The organism is Occultella aeris, assembly GCF_902703175.1.
Lineage (GTDB): Bacteria > Actinomycetota > Actinomycetes > Actinomycetales > Beutenbergiaceae > Occultella > Occultella aeris.
The window spans coordinates 171,092-189,747 of record NZ_CACRYJ010000006.1 but is presented as its reverse complement, the minus strand read 5'-3'; the positions used below and the strand labels follow the sequence as shown (position 1 = coordinate 189,747).

Here is an 18,656-nt window from a genome sequence, read left to right as displayed (position 1 = left end):
TCCTCATTCGCGCTCGAACTGGTAGTAGCGCGAGGAGGCCGAGTCCCCGGGGCCGCCGAGGACGTCCCGCGACGCCGCGAACCAGGCACGCACGGCCGGGTCGGTCGAGGCGTCGATCATCTGCGCGGTGCGCACGTATGCCGGGATGTCGTGGGCCTGAGCGACGGACGTCACTCCTTGATCCGCTGGGTCGGGCGAAGCGGCGAGGTCCCGGATCACCGTGGTGCGGCCGGGTTCGACCGGGTTGGCGGTGTTCTCCAGCCCCGACGTGAGGTCGTCGACGTGCTCGATGTTGAGGACGGCGATGTCGGCGGGGGTCTCGATGTGACCCACCGGCCCGCCGACTGTGATCACGGACCGGACCTCGAACCGCTCGGTGAACGCCGGGTCCTCGGCCAGTCGCATCGTCGTCATCGCCCCCTGGGAGTGCCCGACCAGCAGCACCGGCTCATCCGGTGGGACACCCGCCTGCTCCATGGCCTGGATCACGCCGTCCTCCACGGCGGTGTCCATCCCGGCGAAGGCCTGGAGGTTCGTGCCCCAGTCGAACGGGTTGTCGTTGTTGATGGCGTTCGCCGGCTGCCGCAGCACGGTCCCCGGGAGCGGCATCGGCACCGCCGGGCCCGGGTCGCTCTGCCACGGCACGCCGACCGGCTCCGGCAGTGCCAGTTCGGGGACCAACTCGGTCTGGGTGCCGGGCACGATGACCTGCCAGGACACCGCGCCGTCCGGTCCGACCACCCGGTCGACCCGGACCCCGCCCTCCGGGCCGCCGTAGCGCGGGTACAGCCCGTACAGGCTGCCGACCGCCCCGGTCACCCCGCTCAGGGCTGGCCCCGTGGCCGTCGTCGGCGCCCCGGTCGGCACCACTCCGGGCGGATCGATCTGACGCACCCGGACCGAGTGCCCGATGCCCATCCCGACTGTCGCCAATGGGGCGAGCAACCCGGCCAGGGTCTGGATCGAGGAGCCAGGACGATCGTCGCCCACCGTGTACACGCCGAGCGAACTCGTCACGGTTCCCGCCCAGGACTCCAGGTAGGCGCCGAACTGCGCGTCCGTCGGAGTCCACTGCCCCCGGGCGAAGGCCCCAGCGAACGCAACGCCCAGCATGGTCAACGGCCGCATCATGCTGATCGGGTCCCATGGCAGGCCAAGGGCCGGCGGTGGTGTCACGATCAGGCCCCGGGTGAACCCCGCCTGAGCTTGCGCCTCGGCCCGCTCGTAGTCGGCGGCCGCCGCCCGCAGCGCCGCTGCGATCCCGTCCGCCTCCTCGTTGACCCCGCCGACACACAGCAGCGCCTCCCAGCACCGGGCGATCGCCGGCCCCGACGAGCCCGCGTCGAGGGTGGCGGTCTCGTGCAGGATCGCGAGTCCGCGCTGAATCAGGGCGCGGCCGCGGCCGATCTGCGCCGAACCGCCGTCGACGGCGGCCGCCAGGTCCCGTAGTTCCGCCGGGTCCGCGGCCAATGGCGCGCCGTAGACGACGAGTTGTGCGGCGGCGGCGTTCCCGGCGGCGCTGGACGGTGCGCCGTCGGGCACCATGCCGCCGCTCATCGCAGGGTCATCGTCGGACCGGCCAACGCAGCGCGAACGGCTGCGCTCTGGTTCTCGTGGACGCGGGCCGCCGCCGCCGCGGCGTCGAGCGTCTGGGCGAGACGGTCGGTGGCGGAGGTGAGCACGGCGACCCGGCGCCGGTAGGCGCTCGCGGCGGGCGAGTCCCAGTGCTCCGGCAGCACGGCGGCGTACGCGGCCCGGCCGAGGCGGACCTGCTCAGCGGCCGCGGCCAGGAGGGCGGACGCGGCGCCGCCGGGCAGTCCGGGCGGGGCGATCATGGGCGAAGGGGAGGCTCTCATGGACCCGACGCTAGGCACCGCTCCCACCTGCCACCGCGTTGGCGCCGGTACCGGTGGACCCGTCTGCACCGCCTTCTCCCCTGTGGACCGACATCCGCCATGAGTCCGCAGCCCCACTGCCGCCGTGCTCCTGGCCAACCGCGGCAGGGAGTGTCGCACGAGGGACGGCCATGGGTGGCTGTGGGATTACGACTCCTCGGAACCGCCATGCGCGCCTTGACTCGGCCCTGGAACCGAGGCGCTCTGCAACCGGATTCGACGGGTGACCAGTTCACGGACTCCGACCACGCAAAGACCGGCGCCGAGCATCCACCAGGTCGTGGCGGCGTGCCACGACATCCCTCTCATCAGGCTCATGAGAACACCCACAGCGAAGAAGCCGGCAGCGGCAATGGCAATGCGCACTGCCACGGACCTCGGAGCAGAACCCACAAATCGACGCGGCCCTACTCTGGAGACGCCAGAAGGTGAACCGTTTCGCGTCATTTGCTTCACCTGTTCGGGCTGCTGCTCGGGGGTGGACTCAGCGGAGCGGGAATGTCTCCGCCTTGCGACCCGGCGTACCGGCTATTCGAGGCATCCCGCCCGCGTTGGCGGTCCGCGTCGAGGATGCCGTGCTTCACCCCCAGCCGAATGACCCCATAGGCCAGCAACGCTCCGATCAGCCACGGCACGATCGCAGCCAGAATCCATGCGAAGTTGAAACTCATCTCCGGACCATAGTGGTGGACGTCCGGAACCTTCCCGACGACCACTCCCGTCTGCTCGAAGACCTGAAGCGAACCGTCGCCGAGGCGCGCTGGCGCGCACAGCGCGTAGTGAACACCGAACTCGTCGGCCTTCACCCCCGAGCACGTCGGCCCGCCCGGCTGACTGCGTCGGTCCACGCAACCTGTCGCCACAACCCGTGCCCTGGGTGCGGCCGGCCGCCGCCATGGCCACAATGGCTGGCATGTCCGCCCCCTTCACGATCGCTGTCGTGTGCACCGGAAACATCTGCCGCTCCCCGATCGGCGAGGCGGTGATCCGCGACGCGATCGCAGACGCCGGACTCACCGACCGGGTCCGGGTGTTCTCCGCCGGCACCGGGGACTGGCACCTCGGCGAGGACGCGGACCACCGCGCCCTGTCGGTGCTGACCCAGAAGGGGCACCATCTCACCGACCATCGGGCACGGAGGTTCGCCGCCGCAGACTTCGCCGTCGCGGATCTGGTCCTGGCCCTGGATCAGAGCCACGTCGACACTCTGCGCCGGCTCGCCCCGGACCCCGACGCGCAGGAGAAGGTCCGCCTGTTGCGCAGTTTCGACCCGGACCGCGAGGACGACGAAGTGGCCGACCCCTACTACGGCGACCGACGTGACTTCGAGATCAGCTACGCCGAGATCCTCGCGGCTGCCCCCGGCATCGTGGCGCACGTGCGCGAACGGCTCGCGTGACCTGGCGAAAGACCCGGTTCCCGCACCCGGACGCCGCCCTCGCGGAGGCCGACGGCCTGCGCTGGCTCGCCCAGGTACCCGGCGGCGCCCGGGTGGCCCGAGTGCGCGACGTCGGCCCCGGCGTGCTGGAACTGGAGTCGATCCGGTCCGGCCCGACCACGGCGGTCGCGGCCCGCGCGTTCGGCGCGGCGCTGGCCCGCACCCACGCCGCCGGCGCCGACTTCTTCGGCCAGGTCCCCGGCAGCACCGGCGGGTTCATGGCGCAGGCGCCGATGCCCGGCCCGAGCACCCCGGACCTCCGCTGGGGCGAGTTCTACGCGACTACACGCGTGCTGCCGTTCCTGCGCACCGCCGTCGGGCAGGGTTCGATCACGCCCGACGGCGCAGCTGCCGTCGAGGCGGTCGCGGCCCGGCTCGTGGCCGGTGACCTCGAGCACGACCAGCCCGCCCGGGTCCGCGAGCACGCATCCCTGGGGCGCCCCGCCGTCGCCCGTCTGCACGGCGACCTGTGGAACGGCAACGTGCTCTGGGACGCGGACGCGGGCGGCGAGGCGGTACTCATCGACGCGACCGCGCACGGCGGGCACGCCGAGACCGACCTGGCGATGCTCGACCTGTTCGGCCAGCCGCACCTGGATGACATCGTCGAGGGCTACCAGGAGGTCTCCCCGCTCGCGGCCGGTTGGCCCGACCGGATCGCGCTGCACCAGCTCAACCCGCTGCTCGTGCACACGGTGCTGTTCGGCAGCTCCTACGCCGACGCCGCAGTCCAGGCCGCGGCCGCCTACGTCTGAGCGGCGGGCGGACGCGCCGGGCGCCTCAGGCCGGAGTGTCGTTGGTCGTGAGCAGTCGGGCCAACGCCACCAGCTGACCACCGTCGGCCTTCGCGATCGACCCACGGATGACCGGACCGAGGAGCCGCATCGGGCCACTGGTCCCGACATCGGCGACGAGCCGGACCTCGGTGCCGCCGTCGACATCGGTCAGCGTGTAGGTATAGACGGCGTGCACGCCGGGGCCATCGCTCGCGAGCGCGATCATCCGGCCGGGTTCGAGCGCCTCGACCGTCGAGGTGCGATCGGAGTTCTGTGCGCGGAACCTCAGCACGCTCCCGACGGCGAGCGTGGCGTCGTCCTGGCGCATGTCCGTGGCCTCGGCCATCCACTCGTGGGCGCGGGAGAAGTCGGTCAATACGTCCCAGACCCGATCCCGGGCGGTTCGGATCAGCACGCGGGTGTCGATGGCTGTGGTCATGCCGCAACGGTAGGCACCGGCGCGGCCGATGGGCTTGGATATTCTTCATGCCCACCGCGCCCGATCCGGCCGCAGCGTTCGTCGAGCGAGCTGCGCCCGTGGACCTGGCGGAGGTCCTCGCGGGTCTGTGGTTCGTGCGGTCCGACGCGCCGGCGCGCTACGAGCGGATCCTGCCCGCCCCGGACGTGCCGCTCATCGTGCCGTTGACCGTCCAGCCCTATGGGGTCCGCCGGCCCGATGGCTGGCACCGGCTCCACGGTCCGTTCGTCGCCGGGCTCACCGACGAGGCCACGATCAGCGCGAACGGTGCGCACGTCGCGAACGTCGGCGCACGGTTCCGCCCGGATGCGCTGCGGGCGGTCGGCCTGGATCCGCAGCGCCTGGCCGGTGGGGTGCACGAGGTCGGCGGATTCGAAGGCCTCGCCCACCTCGATCCGGACGTCACGGCCGAGGTCGCGCTCGCGGCGGTGGTGGCGGCGCTGCGCGCCAGGCTCGATCCGGCCTGGCATCCCGATCCCGTCGTGCGGGCGGCGATCGAGTCGTTCGGGGACGATCCGCAGCCACGGGTGGGCGACGTGGCGGCTCTGGCAGGTGTCTCGGCCCCGGCGCTCGTCGCCCGGTTCCGCCGCGCGTGCGGCGTCACCCCGAAGGTGTTCGCCGACCTGCGGCGGCTGCACGGGCTCCTGGATCGGTTGACGGCGGCGGCCCTCGATCCGGGCGGTGAGCCCTTTGCCGGGGTGGTCTGGAGCGACCTCGCCGCTGCCGCGGGGTACTACGACCAGTCGCACCTGACCCGCGCGTTCCATCGCTTCGTCGGACTCACCCCGACCGCCTACTTCGACCGCGTACGCCGGTACGGCCTCGATGCCGTGCGCTTCGTGCCGGAGCAGGACGCGGCTCCGCAGTGACCCGGTACCGCCTCGCGCGAGACGGTTCGGGGGAGGTCGCCCGCCTCTGGGATGATTGCCCCATGCCCTCTCGCTCCGGTCGCACCGACCTTGCCGACCTGACCCCGCCGATCGCCCTGGGCCCCCTGGACGGGCGCTACCGGCCGGTCGTGGCCCCGCTCGTGGACCACCTCTCGGAGGCGGCCCTGAACCGGGCCCGGCTACACGTGGAGGTCGAGTGGCTCATCCACCTGACCACCGGTGGGGTGTTGCCCGGCGCACCGACGCTGTCGACGGCGGAGGTCGCCTATCTGCGCGGTGTGGTCGATTCCTTCGGTTCCGCCGAGATCGCCGAGCTGGGCGAGATCGAGCGGGAGACGCTGCACGACGTCAAGGCCGTCGAGTACTTCCTCAAGCGCCGGCTCGCCGCCGCCCCGGACGTGCTCGGCGAGACCGTGCTGCCGGACGTGACCGAGATCGTGCACATCTTCTGCACGAGCGAGGACATCAACAACCTGTCCTACGCGCTCACGGTGCGCTCCGCCGTCGGGCAGGTCTGGCTGCCGGCCGCGCACACGGTGGCGGACGCCGTCGCCGACCTGGCCCGCGTGAACGCGGCGGTGCCGATGCTGGCTCGCACGCACGGCCAGCCCGCGACGCCGGTGACCCTCGGCAAGGAGCTGGCCGTGCTCGCGCACCGGCTGCGCCGCCAGATGCGGCGGATCGAATCGGCGGAGTTCCTCGGCAAGATCAACGGCGCGACCGGCACCTATGGCGCGCACGCGATCTCGGTCCCCGGCGCGGACTGGGAGGCCGTGGCCCGGGAGTTCGTGACGGGCCTCGGACTCACCTGGAACCCGCTCACCACGCAGATCGAGAGCCACGACTGGCAGGCCGAGCTGTACGCGGATGTGGCCCGGTTCAACCGGGTGCTGCATAACCTCGCCACCGACGTGTGGACCTACATCTCGCTCGGCTACTTCAAGCAGCGGCTGTCCGCGCAGGGGTCCACCGGGTCCTCGACGATGCCGCACAAGGTCAACCCGATCCGGTTCGAGAACGCCGAAGCGAACCTCGAGATCTCCTGCGCGCTGTTGGACACGCTCGCCTCGACCCTGGTGACGTCCCGCCTCCAGCGCGACCTCACCGACTCCACCACGCAGCGCAACATCGGCGTCGCGTTCGGGCACTCGCTGCTCGCGCTGGACAACGTGCGTCGCGGCCTGGCCGGGCTCGACGTGGACGCCGAGGCGATGGCGCGCGACCTCGACGGCAACTGGGAGGTGCTCGGCGAGGCCGTGCAGTCCGCGATGCGCGCGGCCGCCGTCGCCGGCGCCGAGGGCATGGCCGACCCGTACGAGCGGCTCAAGGAACTGACCCGCGGGCGCCGGGTGGACCGGGCCGCGATGCGCGAGTTCATCGGCGGGCTCGGACTGCCCGACGACGTCGCACACCGGCTCCTGGACCTCACCCCCGGTTCGTACACCGGACTGGCGCAGCGACTCGTGGACCACCTGGCCTGATCCGCTGGCCGGGACCGCGCTCAGGTCCCGCTTCGATCACCCGCCGGCGCCGGGTTCGAGCGCGGCCAGCAGCCGGGCCACCACGGCCGGGTCGTGCTCGCTGGCCGATCCGGCCACCAGGGCGTTCAGGTAGAGCCCGTCGCCCACGAGCTGGACCAGCCGCGCGGTGACCGGGTCCGCGATCAGCGCGCCGACCGGGGCGAACCACCGGTCACTGGCGTCCGCCAGGGCCGTCGGCACGTCGACCTCGGGCGCCCCGACGAGCCGCAGCGCCGCGAGCATCGTGGTGCTGTAGGCGTCGTCGGCCACCGAGGACTGGCGCAGGTACTCGCCGACGGCGGCGCTCACGTCGGTCCCGACACGCACCTGCTCGGCTGCGTCGGTCAGGCGAGCGAGCAATCCCTCGTAGAGGGCTTCCTTGCTGCCGAAGTGGTACAGCAGGCCGCCCTTGGAGACGCCGGCCGTGGCGGCGACGTGCTCGATCGTCGCCAGGGCAGGACCCTCGGCGATCAGGACCTGCTCGAGCGCGTCGAGGATTCGATGTCTGGCTGTGGACATGATCACACTCTATCGCGAACTTAACCGTCCAGACGGTACAGTGATGATCGATCGTCCGAACCGCACCCAGGAGTACAGCCGTGTCCATCAACGTCGCAGAGTCGAGCCACGCCCCGTCGCTGAGCACCCGCCGGCGCTGGCTCACGCTCGTCGCGCTGATGCTGCCGGTGCTGCTGGTCAGCATCGACAACACGGTGCTCTCCTTCGCGGTGCCCGCCCTCAGCCGGGACCTGCAGCCGACCGCCACGCAGTTGCTCTGGATCGTGGACATCTACCCGCTCGTGCTCGCCGGCCTGCTCGTCACGATGGGCACCTTGGGTGACCGGCTCGGCCGTCGCCGGCTGCTGCTCATCGGCGCCACCGGCTTCGGCGTGGTCAGCGTCTGGGCGGCGTTCAGCGCCGACGCCTCGCACCTGATCGCGGCTCGGGCCGCGATGGGGATCTTCGGCGCCACGTTGATGCCGGCCACGCTCGCGCTGCTGCGCAACGTGTTCACAGACGACGGCGAGCGCCGGTTCGCGATCGCTGTCTGGGCCGCGGGGTTCTCCGGTGGCGCGGCGCTCGGTCCGATCGTGGGCGGGTGGCTCCTCGAGCACTTCTGGTGGGGCTCGGTCTTCCTGCTGAACGTGCCGGTGCTCGTGATCTTCCTGATCGCGGCGCCACAGCTGGTTCCGGAGTCCCGCGGGTCACGCGCCGGCCGGTTCGACCTGGTCAGCGTCGCGCTGTCCATCCTCGCGATGGTGCCGCTGGTGTACGCCGTCAAGACCGTCGCGCACGACGGTCTGGTCCCGATGGCGCTCGTGCTGCTGGCGGTGGCGGCGACCGCAGGCTGGCTGTTCGTGCGGCGTCAGCTGCACCGGCCGGACCCGCTGCTGGACGTACGCCTGTTCCAGCGGCCGGTGTTCGCAGCCTCCGTGGCCGCGAACCTCGTCGCCGCACTGGGCATGGCCGGACTGCTGTTCCTGCTCGCGCAGTACCTGCAGCTCGTACTCGGGCTGAGCCCGATGGTCGCGGGCCTGTGGTTGCTGCCCGGCCTCGTGGGTACGGTGGCGCTCGGCCTGCTCGCGGCCGCGGTCGCCGACCGGGCGCCGCTGCACGTCCTGGTCCCGATCGGGATCGGCGTCTCGGCCCTCGGCTACGCGGTCGGCACCACCCTGACCGGACACAGCGGGATCGGTGTCGCGGTCGCGGTCTTCGTGCTCGTCGGCGCCGGTTCCGGCTTCACCGAGACGCTCACCAACGACGCCATCCTCGCTGCCGTGCCACCCGCCCGCGCGGGCGCCGCCTCGAGCATCTCGGAGACGGCCTACGAACTGGGTTCGGCCTTCGGGGTCGCGATCCTCGGGAGCGTCGCCTCCGCGATCTACCGGGACCGGGTCGCGCTGCCGGAGACCATCGCTGCTGGCGACCGGGCGACGGCGAGCGAGACCCTCGGCGGCGCCGTCGAGGTGGCCGGGGCACAGGGCGATCCGGGCGTCGGCGCGGCCCTGCTCGACTCGGCCCGGGAGGCGTTCGCCTCCGGCCTGGCCGTGACCGCGGCCGCCGGCGTCGCCCTGCTGGCGGTCACCGCCGTCTGGGTCGGCCTGGCGTTGCGCCGGGGCGCGCGGCGGGACGACGCCGAGCGTGCGCAACCGCTCCGGCCGCTCGATCCTGCGGGCACCACCGACCCGGAGGACGCGACGCGCGTGCTCACCTCGGGCGCACGCTGACACCGATCCCCACCCGGCCGGCTCACACCTGGTCGAGCCGGCGCAGCAGCGCACCCTCGCGCAGCGCCCACGGGCAGATCTCGACGATCTCCACCCGCAGGCCGCGCAGGACCTCCTCGGCCACCACGGCACCTGCGACGATCTGGTAGGTCCGCTCGGGCGTGATGCCGGGCAGTTCCATGCGCTGCTCGGCGGGGATCCGGGCCAGCCGCGGCACCCAGTCCGAGAGCAGCGACGTGCTCATCTGCCAGCGCTGGTGCGGGCCGACACCTGCCACGGACATCCCGGCGAGCCGGGCCAGGGACCGGAACGTCTTGGAGGTCGCGACCACATGGTCCGGCCTCGGTTCGGCCCGCACTCGGGCCACGAGCGGCTTGAGCTCGGCGCGGACCACGGCCCGCAGATGCTTCAGCTCGTGCGGCAGCGGCGGGTCGTGGCGCAGGTGCGTCCGGGTCAGCCGGCCTGCGCCGAGCGGCAGCGACACGGCGAGGTCCGGCACTTCGTCCACGCCGAGGGCGACCTCGAGCGAGCCACCGCCGATGTCCAGGACGAGCAGCCTTCCAGCGGCCCAGCCGAGCCAGCGGCGGGCCGCGAGGAACGTCAGGGCCGCCTCCTCCTCGCCGGAGAGCACCTGGAGATCGCCGTCGAGGCGGGCACGGATCAGGGCTAGCACCGCCTCACCGTTCGTGGCCTCGCGGACCGCGGAGGTCACCATGGTCAGGACCTCGTCGACACGCAGCTCTCGCGCGAGCCGGACGGCGCCGTCGACGGCCTCGAGCAGGGCGGCGATCCCCACGTCGTTGATCGCACCATCGTCGGTGAGGTACTGCATCAGCCGGAGCGTGACCCGCTCGTCCAGGTCCGGGTTCGGATGGGCGCCGCGGACCATGTCGACCACGACGAGGTGAACCGTGTTCGAGCCGATGTCCAGGACGCCCAGTCGCACCGCGCGAGTCTACTCGGCGACCCTGCTCGAGCCGGCGAGGATCAGAGGTGGCTGGGGTGCCGCTCCTGGCCACCGCCGTCGACACCGGCCGGGGGCGCCGGTTGCGGCTCGGGCTCGCTCGCGGTCGACTGGCGCGGCCCCGCAGGCACGGCCGAGCGACGGCGGGCCCGGCGGCTCACGGCCCGGCCGCCGATGAGGAGTGCGAGGGCGGCCGCGACCAGGCCGAGGAAGGTGAGCACCGGTCCCGCCGGCATGCCCAGGATCTCCCGCATGCGGGTCTCGTGGACCACCTCGCGGTAGTCCCCGGTCTGGGTGGACGCGGAGAACGTGAAGTCCGAGACGATCTCGGTTGACGGTTCGTGGAACCACTGGTCCATCACGGTCAGGTACGGCGTGACCCCGGCGATCTCGGCGAGGGTGGGGTTCTCGACCGCCGCCGGGTCGACGGCACCGGCGAACCTGAGATCGACGGAGGCGGTGTCCTCACTGGCGTCGGTGCGCGCCATCCGCCGGTCCGCGAACACGTAGGTGCGTACGAACTGATCCGTGGCGGCCGCCGCGGACAGCCGCATCGGGTAGATCAGGGACTCGGAGGCGAAGGTCAGGTCCACCGGCTGCAGCTCGCCGGAGAGGTCGGCGGCGTCGGTGGTCAGTCGCATCGCCACGTAGTACCAACCCTCGGTGATGTAGGGCCGCAGTGCCGTGGCGAGGCCGTCCTGCATGACGTAGCCGTGCTCGTCGAGCCACTGCGCCAGGCCGTCCGCGTCGTCCGCGGAGAGCACGCTGGCCTCGAGCGGCCCGAGGTCCACCGTCTCCAGGACGTCGACCCCCAGGTCGGGCGCGGCCGCCCCGGGGGCCGCGCCGGCGCCGTCGCCGAACGATGCCTCGGGCCACCAGGTGTAAGTGACCTCGACCTCGGGGGCGATCACGTCGAGGAGTTCGTCGAACATCTCGGAGTCGCCGAGCGCGACCTCCGCCGGCGCCGGGGTGGGAATCAGCAGCGCGGCGTCGGGGGCATCGGTGAGGACGTCCATCTCGAGCAGGATCCGCTCGGTCTCGCCGTCCCAGGCGATCGCCGCGACCTCGCGGTTGACCGCGACCTCGTACCCGTCGGCCGCCACATAGCCGCCGCAGGCGCACGCCTGCGCGGGGGTGGGGACCACGACGGCACCGAGCGCGGCAATGATGCCGACTGCTGTCAGCACGATGCCGCGACGGAGCCGGGCGGGGCGGTCTGTGGTCATGGCCATCACGGTATGGGCCGAGTGCGCCCGAGAGGACGGCCGAGATCGGATCGATATCCGCAGGGCCCCGATCGTGACCGTTCTGTTGTCGAGTGCCCACACTCTGGTCACACAGATACCCACTGGGGGTATACTCGGGATATGGAAGAGCACGGACACGACCACGGATACGTCGCGGACAAGGAGGCCTACCTCAAGCGCCTGCGCCGCATCGAGGGCCAGGTTCGCGGCATCGCGAAAATGGTCGAGAACGACACCTACTGCATCGACATCCTCACCCAGGTCTCCGCCGTCACCAAGGCGTTGCAGGCGGTGAGTCTCGGCCTGCTGGACGATCACCTCGCCAGCTGCGTGGTGGACGCTGCCCGCTCCTCCTCCGAGGAGGGCGAGGAGAAGGTCCGCGAGGCCTCCGCCGCGATCGCCCGGCTCGTCCGCTCCTGACCCCAGAACCCGGAAGGAATCCCCACATGGACCGCACCACCACGATCGACGTCACGGGCATGACCTGCGCGAACTGCGTGGCCCACGTCACCGAGGAGCTCGAGGGCGTCGACGGCGTGCTCAACGTCTCCGTCGAACTCCGCGCGGGCGAGCCCTCGCCCGTGACCGTCGTCTCCAACGCGCCGCTCGACGAGGCGGCCATCCGCGCGGCCGTCGACGAGGCGGGCTACGACGTGGTGGCTATCCGCGCCTGAGGCGCTACCGGCCCGGCGCGAGCCCCGGACGTGAACGAGCCCCGACCGCCAGCGACGGTCGGGGCTCGTTGTTCGTGGCGATCCGCCACGGCTGCCGCAGGTCAGGCGGCCACGTCCTCCTGGACGTCCGTCGAGCCCTCGGTGGCCGGCTCGATGACCGGTGCCGAGGTGCGCACCTCGATCTTGCGGGGCTTGGACTGCTCCGCGACCGGGATGGTCACGGTCAGCACGCCGTGGGCGTAGTCGGCCTGGATCGCGGTCGCGTCGAGGCCGTCGCCGAGGCTGAGCTGCCGGCGGTAGGTGCCGGTCGCGCGCTCCTTGGCGATCCACCGCTCGCCCTCGCCGAGGCTGGAGGCACGCTCGGCCTGGATGGTCAGGGTGCTGCCGTCCACGTCCAGGTCGATGCTCTCCGGCGCCACGCCGGGCAGGTCGATCTCGACGATGAACGCGTCGCCGCTGCGGTGCAGGTCCATCGGCATCCACCGGGGCACGCGGGTGGAGGTGCGGTACGCCAGTCGGTCGGCCTCGCGGAACGGGTCGAAGGTGAGAGCCATGTCAATCTCCTCGTCTGACCGGGACCGGCCCTACGCCGGTCCCTCATGCAAGCCTCAACCCCCGACGGCGGAGGATCGTTCCCGAAGTTGAGTCACCTTCGCTCAAGGCGAACGCCGGGCCGGCCGCGCCGACGGCTCGGGGCCCCGTCAGTCGAGGAGTTGCCTGGCCCGGCGGGTCAGCCGGTCGCGCCGGTGCGGCCAGTCCTGCTCGATCTGCCCGCGCCGCTCCTGCGCCCGGCCGACGAGCTCCCCGAGCGCGAACATCGTGCCCGGCGGCAGGCCGCCGGCATCCGCGACGTAGGTGCGCACCAGCTGTTCCAGGACGACGGCGTCCTGATGTGCCCCGAGGAGTTCCTGCGTCCGCTCGGCCTGGGTGGCGAGCCGCTTCGCGGGCCGTCCGATCGGATCGGCGGCGATCTCGGCGAGGTAGCGCAGCCGCTTCACGGACTTGCGGACCTCGTGCAGGGAGCCGGAACCCTCGCCGGCGGCGGCGATGCGCTCACTGGTCCGGTGCCAGGCTTTGCGCAGACGCCGGCGCAGCGCGCGGCGGGCACGCTCGTCACCATGACGGACCGGTATCCGGTCCGCGCTCAGGTCGGCCATCAGCGCAGCACGGTCCGGAGCTACCAGGCGCACCTCGAGCCGCCGGAGCGCGTCCGCGCGACGCGACCGGAGCGAGTCGCGGAACGGCTCCACGTCCATCGCGAACGCAGGGGACGTCGTCGCCTGCCGGTCGAGACCGGTCAGCTGGACGTCAAGGTCGCGGACCGCGGCGAGGACGTCGGAGAGGTCCGACAGCCTGCTGCGCAACGGCTCGGCGAACTCCGGATCCAGGTAGGGCCCGAACGCGGCCAGCAGGACCCGCAGCTTCCGCACGGCCACGCGCAGCCGGTGCACCGCGCGTACCGGGTCCACCGCCCGGTCCACCGACAGTGCCCGGTCCACCGGCAACGCCCGGTCCACCGACAACGCCCGGTCCACCGACAACGCCCGGTCCACCGACAACGCCCGGACCGCCGCTTCGCGCCGCACCACGCGTGCCATGGCCCTGGCGGTGGCGCGCTCGACGATCGGTCCGATGGTTGTCGATCCGCTGCGACCCATCGCCCCATTCTCCCACCCGCTCCCCAACGCACCCTTGCAACGTTCCATCGCTCGGATGGAACGTTGCAAGGTTGCCGTGGGCAGGCAGTCAGGCGTCGTATCTCAGTTGAAGCGACGCCCCTCGTCCCGGCGGTAGGCCAGCACGGCGAGCGCCGTGAACAGCAGACCCCAGGCGATGAGTACCGGCAGGGCAAGCGCATACGCGGGCTGGCCGGTGAGCACCTGGATGAGCAGATCCCGTCCGGCGCGGCTGGGCAGGGCCTGCGACAAGGTGTTGAGCCAACTCGGGAACATCTCGGCGGGCAGGAACAGGCCGCCGGCGAACGCGAGTGGGAACAGCACCGCCTGGACCACGGCGATCGCCGCCTTGCTGCTCATCCGGTAGCCGATCGCGAGGCCGAGCATCAGGAACGGCAGGCCGACCACCAGCACCATGAGCGCGGCCAGCACGACCGTTGCGGGCGGTGCGGTGGCCTCGGTGAGCAGGGCGCCGACCACCCCAAGTGGGATCAGGCTGACCAGCGCGAACAGACAGCCGGCCAGGACCCGGCCGAGCATCCTCGGCGCGGCGCCGGCCGGCAGCGTGCGTACGTAGCCGTCGAACGGGAGGGCCCGGTCCTCGGCCACACCGGAGCCGAACGTGAACAGGAACGTGGACATCACCGAGAACATCGCCAACTGTCCGACGGCGGCCGTCGCGAACAGCGGATTGCCGGCAACGGCGGAGTTGGGGACAACGAAGAAGAGCATCGCCAGCGTCGGGAAGAGCAGGTTGCCGACCACGGCTATCGGGGTCCGGATGGTCTCGAGTACGGAGAACTTCGCGTGCAGCAGGATCAGGCCGAGCAGACTCGGCCCGGTGCGGGGTGTGGCCCCGATCGGCGCCTGCGCGGTAGCGGTACTCATGCTGCGACCTCCTCGGTCTCGGGCGCGCCGGACGTATCGGTCAGGGAGAGGAAGGCCTCCTCGAGGGAGGCACCGCGGACCTCGAGTCCGGAGAACTCGGTGCCGGAGGTCACCAGGCCGCGGACGAACGCGTCGGAGTCCGAGACGAGCAGCTGGGCGTGGTCGCCTTCGGTCTGCACTGTGGTCACCGTGGGCAGCGCGGCGAGTTCCGTCTCGGCGGCGCCGGTGCGCAGGCTCACCCGCCGTGCGTTCACGCGGGCGAGGACCCGGTCCAGTCGGTCGTCGGCGAGGATCCGGCCGCCGCCCACCACGACCACGCGTTCGGCAAGTGCTTCGACCTCCTCCAGGTAGTGGCTGGTGAGGATGATCGTCGAACCCTCGGCGTGGTAGTCCCGCAGGGCCCGCCACAGGGCGCGGCGGCCCTCCACGTCCAGGCCGGTGGTCGGCTCGTCCAGGAGCACGAGCGACGGTCGACCGACGAGCGAGAGTGCCACCGCGAGGCGGCGCTTCTGGCCGCCGGACAGCCCGCCCGACTGCCGGGTCACGAGGTCCCGCAGGTCGAACCGGTCCAGGAGCTCGTCGCCTCCCATCGGGTCGGCGTAGTGGCCGCCGACGAAGTCGATGACCTCGCCGACCCTGAGGGTGGCGGGTAGCCCGGTCTCCTGCGGGGTGGTGCCCAGTCCGAATCGCGACGAGGCCTTGCGGGGGTCACCACCGAATAGCCGGACGGTACCGGAGTCCGGCTTGCGGAGCCCGTTGATCAGGGACAACAGGGTGGTCTTGCCGGCGCCGTTCGGGCCGAGCAGACCGACGATCTCACCGGGGTGGACGTCGAGGCTCACCCCATCCAGGGCGACGACGTCGCCGAAGCTGCGGCGGACGTCTCGAACGCTGACGATCGGTTCCATCACTGCGCTCCTCTCAGGAGTGCTTCCAGGGTCTCGGTATAGGTCTCGAAGGCCCGGCGGCCCTTCTTCGTCAGTTCGAGGTAGGTGGCCGGGCTGCGCCCCTCGAACCTCTTGTCGATGGCCACGTAGTCGGCCTCCTCGAGCTTGCGGAGGTGGGTGGAGAGGTTGCCCGCGGTCATCTCAAGCAGCTTCTGGAGCTTCGGGAAGGCCATCCGGTCTCCCTCGTCGAGGGTCGCGAGGGTCGCGACCACCCGCAGCCGCGCCTGGGCGTGGATCACCGGATCCAACTCGGGATCGGTCATGACCGCGACCGCCTCGCCCGGCGCCCGGAAAGGATCAGGTCTCCGAGTGCGGCCACCAGGAAGCCACCCCCGCCGGCGAGTGCCATGACCAGATAGGTGCCCGGCGCGGGGACCAGAGCGGCCGTCCCGCCGACCACAGCGACCCAGGCACCGAGCCCGAACATCCGCCACTCGTGCCAGAGCGCGCCACCGGCCATGTACATGACGGCCACGATCAGTGCACTGACGGAGTTCGAGGCGATCGCCATCACCTCAGGCGAGGCTCCTGCCCGGGAGAGTCCGGCGAACAGCATGCACGCCATCGCGAACGAGACCACCCAGCTCCAGCCGTACATCGCTCCGGCGGAGGCGGACACCCCGCGCACGCCGGACACCCGCCGCGCGATGTGCACGGCCGTGAACGCCAGTGCGCCGATCAGCAGGAGGCCGAACACCACGAAGCCCCAGGCGGTGGAGCGGCCGAGCGTCTCGTCGTAGGTGGAGTGCAGCACCAGGTAGCCGATAACCCAGGCGACTCCCCAGGCCCCGAAGATGAGGGGTCCGTTCGGTTCCACGCTCTTACGGGTCGACTCGCGCTGCGCAGCGATCATGGCCAGCACGGCCGCCGGATCCGACGGCGGTGCGTCCTCCAGCACGCGGTCGCTCTCGTGAGCATCGGCGTCCTCCGTGGCCCGGTGAGCGTTCGTGGCGTCGGGCTCGTCGACAGACATGGGTTCCCTTGCAGAGTAGTTTGCGTTGCAAAGTACTCTGCCACGCTCTGGGCGCACACGCAAGGGAATGGAAGCGTGGAAAGGGCTATCCAGGCGGATAGGATCGGGTTCATGGCGACGGTGCAACTAATCAACGACAACGGTGCATGGTGCTGGTTCCAGGACGAGCGCGCCCTGATCGACCCGGTCACGAACACCCTCCTGGTGGGCTCGATCCCGGCACCCGAGGGCCCGGGCGGCGAGGCCCGCGCGGGGAACGTGGAGATCGCCGTCGTGGATCTGGCCACGGGAGACTCCGACGTGGTCATGCTGCACGAGCGCCTGGAGACCGACGATCACAACACCGCGGCGCTGTTCATCCGCCCGGACGGCCGCTACCTGGCCGTGTACACCAAGCACAAGACGGACAACCTGACCCGGTGGCGGATCTCGTCCGCACCCCACGACGCGACGACGTGGGACCCGGAGCAGACCTTCGACTGGACCGAGCTCACCGGTGGGCGTGGCGTCACCTACTCCAACCTGCACCACCTCGCCGACGAGGGCCGGCTCTACAACTTCGCGCGCGCGATCAACGACGACCCCTCGATCCTGGTCTCCACCGACGACGGCACCACGTTCGACTTCGGCGGCAAGCTGTTCACCCGCCCCAAGATCGGGTACGTCAACGGCTACACCCGGTACGCCAGCAACGGCACCGACCGGATCGACCTGATCACGACCGACCACCACCCGCGCGACTACAACAACTCGATCTACCACGGCTACATCTCCGGCGGAGCCCTGCACACCAGCGACGGCACCGTCGTCGGCGGCCCGGTCCTCGACGAGCAGGCGCCGTCCCAGGTCGAGCTCACCACGATCCTGGCCGCCGGGTCGGAGTTCGCCGGCGCCACGATCACCCACGCGTGGACCACCGACATCCGCCGCGCCCCGGACGGCCGGCTCGCCGCGATCCTCACCGGCCGCGCCGGCGATGACCCGGAGAACAGCAACTTCTCCGACCACCGGTTCTTCTACGGCACGTTCGACGGCGGAGCCTGGCAGGTGCACCATCTCGCCAGAGCCGGCGCTGCGCTCCTGCCGCACGAGGAGGACTACACCGGCCTGGTCGCGATCGACCCCTATGACCTCGACTCGGTCTACGCCTCCACCCCGATCGACCCACGCGACGATTCGGCGCTCGACCACCACGAGATCTTCCATGGCCGCACCTCCGACGGCGGTGCCTCCTGGGACTGGACACCAGTCACCGAGAACTCCGACGTCGACAACCTGCGCCCGATCGTCGTCCCGGGTGACCCCGCCACCCGCGCGGTGCTGTGGTTCCGCGGTTCCATGACCGCGTCCCAGCACTACGGTTGTGAGGTCGTGGGCTTGATCGAGCAGCGCTGAGACTGCGGAGGTGACCGTGCCGGACCCGCCGGAGTCCGCGCAGCAGTGGTACCGGCGGGTGAGCGCCGAACTCGAGACGCACGGCTACCGGGACCTGGACTGGGCGACCTGGAGCAGCTGGCCCTTCGAAGGCGACCTGCGCCCGCGCCCGCTCACGGGGCCGGCCGCCGAGACCGCGCGCGGTGGCACCGGCGGCGTGGACTGTTTCATCTGCGCGGCCGTTGAGGCCGAGGACACCTCGTACGTGTTCTGGCACGACGAACGCGCCCTGCTCGGCGTGCCGAACGAGGCGCAGTCGCTTCCGTTCGCGGCGTTCCTGATGCCCCGAGAGCACGCTGACCTGCGCGATCTCCCGCCGGCCACCGCTGCCCGGATGGGCGAACTCCTGGCCGCGATCGAGCGGGCCGCCTGCGACGTCCTGGACGTGCCCCGGATCCAGGTGGCCCGGTGGGGCGACGGCCAGGAGCACCTGCACTGGTGGCTCTTCGCGCGACCGACCGGGATGCTGCAGCTGCGGGGCACGTTCCTGTCGCACTGGGGCGACATCCTGCCCACGCGCGACCGGCAGGCGGCCCGAGCCGATCTGGACCTGGTCGCGGCGCGCCTCGTCGAGATCGCCGGCGGCCACGCCGTTCCCGCGGGCTGACCCGCGGTCAGACAGAACCTC

The 18,656-nt window shown here is 71.5% G+C and carries 22 protein-coding genes; 9 read left to right on the top strand and 13 right to left on the bottom strand.

Annotation, left to right across the window (positions count from 1 at the left end):
* Positions 1-3 precede the first annotated feature (3 nt).
* The 3 genes from HALOF300_RS02215 to HALOF300_RS02205 form a co-directional block, all read right to left on the bottom strand.
* The gene (locus HALOF300_RS02215; protein ID WP_156739009.1) at positions 4-1,557 is read right to left on the bottom strand and encodes a hypothetical protein; all 1,554 of its coding nucleotides are present in this window, start codon (positions 1,555-1,557) and stop codon (positions 4-6) included.
* Positions 1,554-1,856: a hypothetical protein gene (locus HALOF300_RS02210; protein WP_156739008.1), complete on the bottom strand. Its 303-nt coding sequence runs from the start codon at positions 1,854-1,856 to the stop codon at positions 1,554-1,556. The genes HALOF300_RS02215 and HALOF300_RS02210 overlap by 4 nt, the downstream gene beginning before the upstream one ends.
* Before the next feature lie 491 nt (positions 1,857-2,347).
* Positions 2,348-2,701, bottom strand: coding sequence for a hypothetical protein (locus HALOF300_RS02205; protein WP_156739007.1), 354 nt, complete (start codon positions 2,699-2,701; stop codon positions 2,348-2,350).
* Positions 2,702-2,808: 107 nt separating this feature from the next.
* Between HALOF300_RS02205 and HALOF300_RS02200 the strand changes: the two genes are divergently transcribed.
* Together HALOF300_RS02200 and HALOF300_RS02195 are read left to right on the top strand one after the other, a co-directional pair.
* Entirely contained in the window at positions 2,809-3,294 is a 486-nt protein-coding gene (locus HALOF300_RS02200) for a low molecular weight protein-tyrosine-phosphatase (protein ID WP_156739006.1), read from the top strand.
* Positions 3,291-4,088 (top strand): fructosamine kinase family protein, encoded by a 798-nt coding sequence (locus HALOF300_RS02195; protein ID WP_156739005.1) that lies wholly within the window; start codon positions 3,291-3,293, stop codon positions 4,086-4,088. The genes HALOF300_RS02200 and HALOF300_RS02195 overlap by 4 nt, the downstream gene beginning before the upstream one ends.
* A 25-nt stretch (positions 4,089-4,113) precedes the next feature.
* Here the strand turns inward: HALOF300_RS02195 and HALOF300_RS02190 are convergent, their stop codons facing one another.
* A complete protein-coding gene (locus HALOF300_RS02190; protein WP_156739004.1) occupies positions 4,114-4,548 on the bottom strand; it encodes an SRPBCC family protein in 435 nt (144 codons plus the stop codon).
* 47 nt (positions 4,549-4,595) lie between these two features.
* Between HALOF300_RS02190 and HALOF300_RS02185 the strand changes: the two genes are divergently transcribed.
* Both HALOF300_RS02185 and purB read left to right on the top strand, forming a co-directional pair.
* On the top strand, positions 4,596-5,456 hold the full coding sequence (locus tag HALOF300_RS02185; protein ID WP_156739003.1) for an AraC family transcriptional regulator: 861 nt from the start codon (positions 4,596-4,598) through the stop codon (positions 5,454-5,456).
* 62 nt (positions 5,457-5,518) lie between these two features.
* A complete protein-coding gene (gene purB, locus HALOF300_RS02180; RefSeq protein ID WP_156739002.1) occupies positions 5,519-6,958 on the top strand; it encodes an adenylosuccinate lyase in 1,440 nt (479 codons plus the stop codon).
* A 36-nt stretch (positions 6,959-6,994) separates the two neighbouring features.
* Here the strand turns inward: purB and HALOF300_RS27485 are convergent, their stop codons facing one another.
* On the bottom strand, positions 6,995-7,516 hold the full coding sequence (locus tag HALOF300_RS27485) for a TetR/AcrR family transcriptional regulator (protein ID WP_156739001.1): 522 nt from the start codon (positions 7,514-7,516) through the stop codon (positions 6,995-6,997).
* 80 nt (positions 7,517-7,596) lie between these two features.
* Here HALOF300_RS27485 and HALOF300_RS02170 point away from each other — a divergent pair, with 80 nt between their 5' ends.
* On the top strand, positions 7,597-9,225 hold the full coding sequence (locus HALOF300_RS02170) for an MFS transporter (protein ID WP_231954964.1): 1,629 nt from the start codon (positions 7,597-7,599) through the stop codon (positions 9,223-9,225).
* A gap of 22 nt (positions 9,226-9,247) precedes the next feature.
* Here HALOF300_RS02170 and HALOF300_RS02165 read toward each other — a convergent pair whose 3' ends face one another.
* Both HALOF300_RS02165 and HALOF300_RS02160 read right to left on the bottom strand, forming a co-directional pair.
* Positions 9,248-10,171, bottom strand: coding sequence for a Ppx/GppA phosphatase family protein (locus tag HALOF300_RS02165; RefSeq protein WP_156739000.1), 924 nt, complete (start codon positions 10,169-10,171; stop codon positions 9,248-9,250).
* 41 nt (positions 10,172-10,212) lie between these two features.
* A complete protein-coding gene (locus HALOF300_RS02160) occupies positions 10,213-11,415 on the bottom strand; it encodes a DUF2330 domain-containing protein (protein WP_197522234.1) in 1,203 nt (400 codons plus the stop codon).
* A 141-nt stretch (positions 11,416-11,556) separates the two neighbouring features.
* Here HALOF300_RS02160 and HALOF300_RS02155 point away from each other — a divergent pair, with 141 nt between their 5' ends.
* Together HALOF300_RS02155 and HALOF300_RS02150 are read left to right on the top strand one after the other, a co-directional pair.
* Complete coding sequence (locus HALOF300_RS02155) at positions 11,557-11,856, top strand: metal-sensitive transcriptional regulator (protein WP_154796260.1); 300 nt, start codon at positions 11,557-11,559, stop codon at positions 11,854-11,856.
* A 26-nt stretch (positions 11,857-11,882) separates the two neighbouring features.
* Entirely contained in the window at positions 11,883-12,110 is a 228-nt protein-coding gene (locus HALOF300_RS02150) for a heavy-metal-associated domain-containing protein (RefSeq protein ID WP_156738998.1), read from the top strand.
* Between the two features lie 101 nt (positions 12,111-12,211).
* Here HALOF300_RS02150 and HALOF300_RS02145 read toward each other — a convergent pair whose 3' ends face one another.
* From HALOF300_RS02145 to HALOF300_RS02120, 6 genes are all read right to left on the bottom strand, one after another.
* Positions 12,212-12,664: an Hsp20/alpha crystallin family protein gene (locus HALOF300_RS02145; RefSeq protein WP_156738997.1), complete on the bottom strand. Its 453-nt coding sequence runs from the start codon at positions 12,662-12,664 to the stop codon at positions 12,212-12,214.
* Between the two features lie 147 nt (positions 12,665-12,811).
* Positions 12,812-13,768, bottom strand: coding sequence for a CHAD domain-containing protein (locus tag HALOF300_RS02140; protein WP_197522233.1), 957 nt, complete (start codon positions 13,766-13,768; stop codon positions 12,812-12,814).
* A 102-nt stretch (positions 13,769-13,870) separates the two neighbouring features.
* On the bottom strand, positions 13,871-14,674 hold the full coding sequence (locus HALOF300_RS02135) for an ABC transporter permease (RefSeq protein ID WP_156738995.1): 804 nt from the start codon (positions 14,672-14,674) through the stop codon (positions 13,871-13,873).
* Entirely contained in the window at positions 14,671-15,582 is a 912-nt protein-coding gene (locus tag HALOF300_RS02130) for an ABC transporter ATP-binding protein (protein ID WP_156738994.1), read from the bottom strand. The genes HALOF300_RS02135 and HALOF300_RS02130 overlap by 4 nt, the downstream gene beginning before the upstream one ends.
* Positions 15,582-15,884: a transcriptional regulator gene (locus tag HALOF300_RS02125; RefSeq protein WP_154796269.1), complete on the bottom strand. Its 303-nt coding sequence runs from the start codon at positions 15,882-15,884 to the stop codon at positions 15,582-15,584. The genes HALOF300_RS02130 and HALOF300_RS02125 overlap by 1 nt, the downstream gene beginning before the upstream one ends.
* A complete protein-coding gene (locus tag HALOF300_RS02120; RefSeq protein WP_156738993.1) occupies positions 15,881-16,594 on the bottom strand; it encodes a hypothetical protein in 714 nt (237 codons plus the stop codon). The genes HALOF300_RS02125 and HALOF300_RS02120 overlap by 4 nt, the downstream gene beginning before the upstream one ends.
* Positions 16,595-16,705: 111 nt before the next feature.
* On the opposite strand from HALOF300_RS02120, the gene HALOF300_RS02115 reads away from it, so the two are divergent.
* On the top strand, positions 16,706-17,989 hold the full coding sequence (locus tag HALOF300_RS02115) for a BNR-4 repeat-containing protein (protein WP_156738992.1): 1,284 nt from the start codon (positions 16,706-16,708) through the stop codon (positions 17,987-17,989).
* Positions 17,990-17,999: 10 nt separating this feature from the next.
* On the top strand, positions 18,000-18,635 hold the full coding sequence (locus tag HALOF300_RS02110) for an HIT family protein (protein WP_156738991.1): 636 nt from the start codon (positions 18,000-18,002) through the stop codon (positions 18,633-18,635).
* Positions 18,636-18,656: the final 21 nt, after the last annotated feature.

Bases quoted from the DNA above. Each gene is read 5' to 3' on its own strand.
- HALOF300_RS02125 (WP_154796269.1), bottom strand. From the start codon at position 15,884: ATGACCGATCCCGAGTTGGATCCGGTGATCCACGCCCAGGCGCGGCTG.
- HALOF300_RS02140 (WP_197522233.1), bottom strand. From the start codon at position 13,768: ATGGGTCGCAGCGGATCGACAACCATCGGACCGATCGTCGAGCGCGCC.
- purB (WP_156739002.1), top strand. From the start codon at position 5,519: ATGCCCTCTCGCTCCGGTCGCACCGACCTTGCCGACCTGACCCCGCCG.
- HALOF300_RS02215 (WP_156739009.1), bottom strand. From the start codon at position 1,557: ATGAGCGGCGGCATGGTGCCCGACGGCGCACCGTCCAGCGCCGCCGGG.
- HALOF300_RS02130 (WP_156738994.1), bottom strand. From the start codon at position 15,582: ATGGAACCGATCGTCAGCGTTCGAGACGTCCGCCGCAGCTTCGGCGAC.
- HALOF300_RS02115 (WP_156738992.1), top strand. From the start codon at position 16,706: ATGGCGACGGTGCAACTAATCAACGACAACGGTGCATGGTGCTGGTTC.
- HALOF300_RS27485 (WP_156739001.1), bottom strand. From the start codon at position 7,516: ATGTCCACAGCCAGACATCGAATCCTCGACGCGCTCGAGCAGGTCCTG.
- HALOF300_RS02120 (WP_156738993.1), bottom strand. From the start codon at position 16,594: ATGTCTGTCGACGAGCCCGACGCCACGAACGCTCACCGGGCCACGGAG.
- HALOF300_RS02160 (WP_197522234.1), bottom strand. From the start codon at position 11,415: ATGACCACAGACCGCCCCGCCCGGCTCCGTCGCGGCATCGTGCTGACA.
- HALOF300_RS02190 (WP_156739004.1), bottom strand. From the start codon at position 4,548: ATGACCACAGCCATCGACACCCGCGTGCTGATCCGAACCGCCCGGGAT.
- HALOF300_RS02150 (WP_156738998.1), top strand. From the start codon at position 11,883: ATGGACCGCACCACCACGATCGACGTCACGGGCATGACCTGCGCGAAC.
- HALOF300_RS02200 (WP_156739006.1), top strand. From the start codon at position 2,809: ATGTCCGCCCCCTTCACGATCGCTGTCGTGTGCACCGGAAACATCTGC.
- HALOF300_RS02210 (WP_156739008.1), bottom strand. From the start codon at position 1,856: ATGAGAGCCTCCCCTTCGCCCATGATCGCCCCGCCCGGACTGCCCGGC.
- HALOF300_RS02155 (WP_154796260.1), top strand. From the start codon at position 11,557: ATGGAAGAGCACGGACACGACCACGGATACGTCGCGGACAAGGAGGCC.
- HALOF300_RS02135 (WP_156738995.1), bottom strand. From the start codon at position 14,674: ATGAGTACCGCTACCGCGCAGGCGCCGATCGGGGCCACACCCCGCACC.
- HALOF300_RS02145 (WP_156738997.1), bottom strand. From the start codon at position 12,664: ATGGCTCTCACCTTCGACCCGTTCCGCGAGGCCGACCGACTGGCGTAC.
- HALOF300_RS02185 (WP_156739003.1), top strand. From the start codon at position 4,596: ATGCCCACCGCGCCCGATCCGGCCGCAGCGTTCGTCGAGCGAGCTGCG.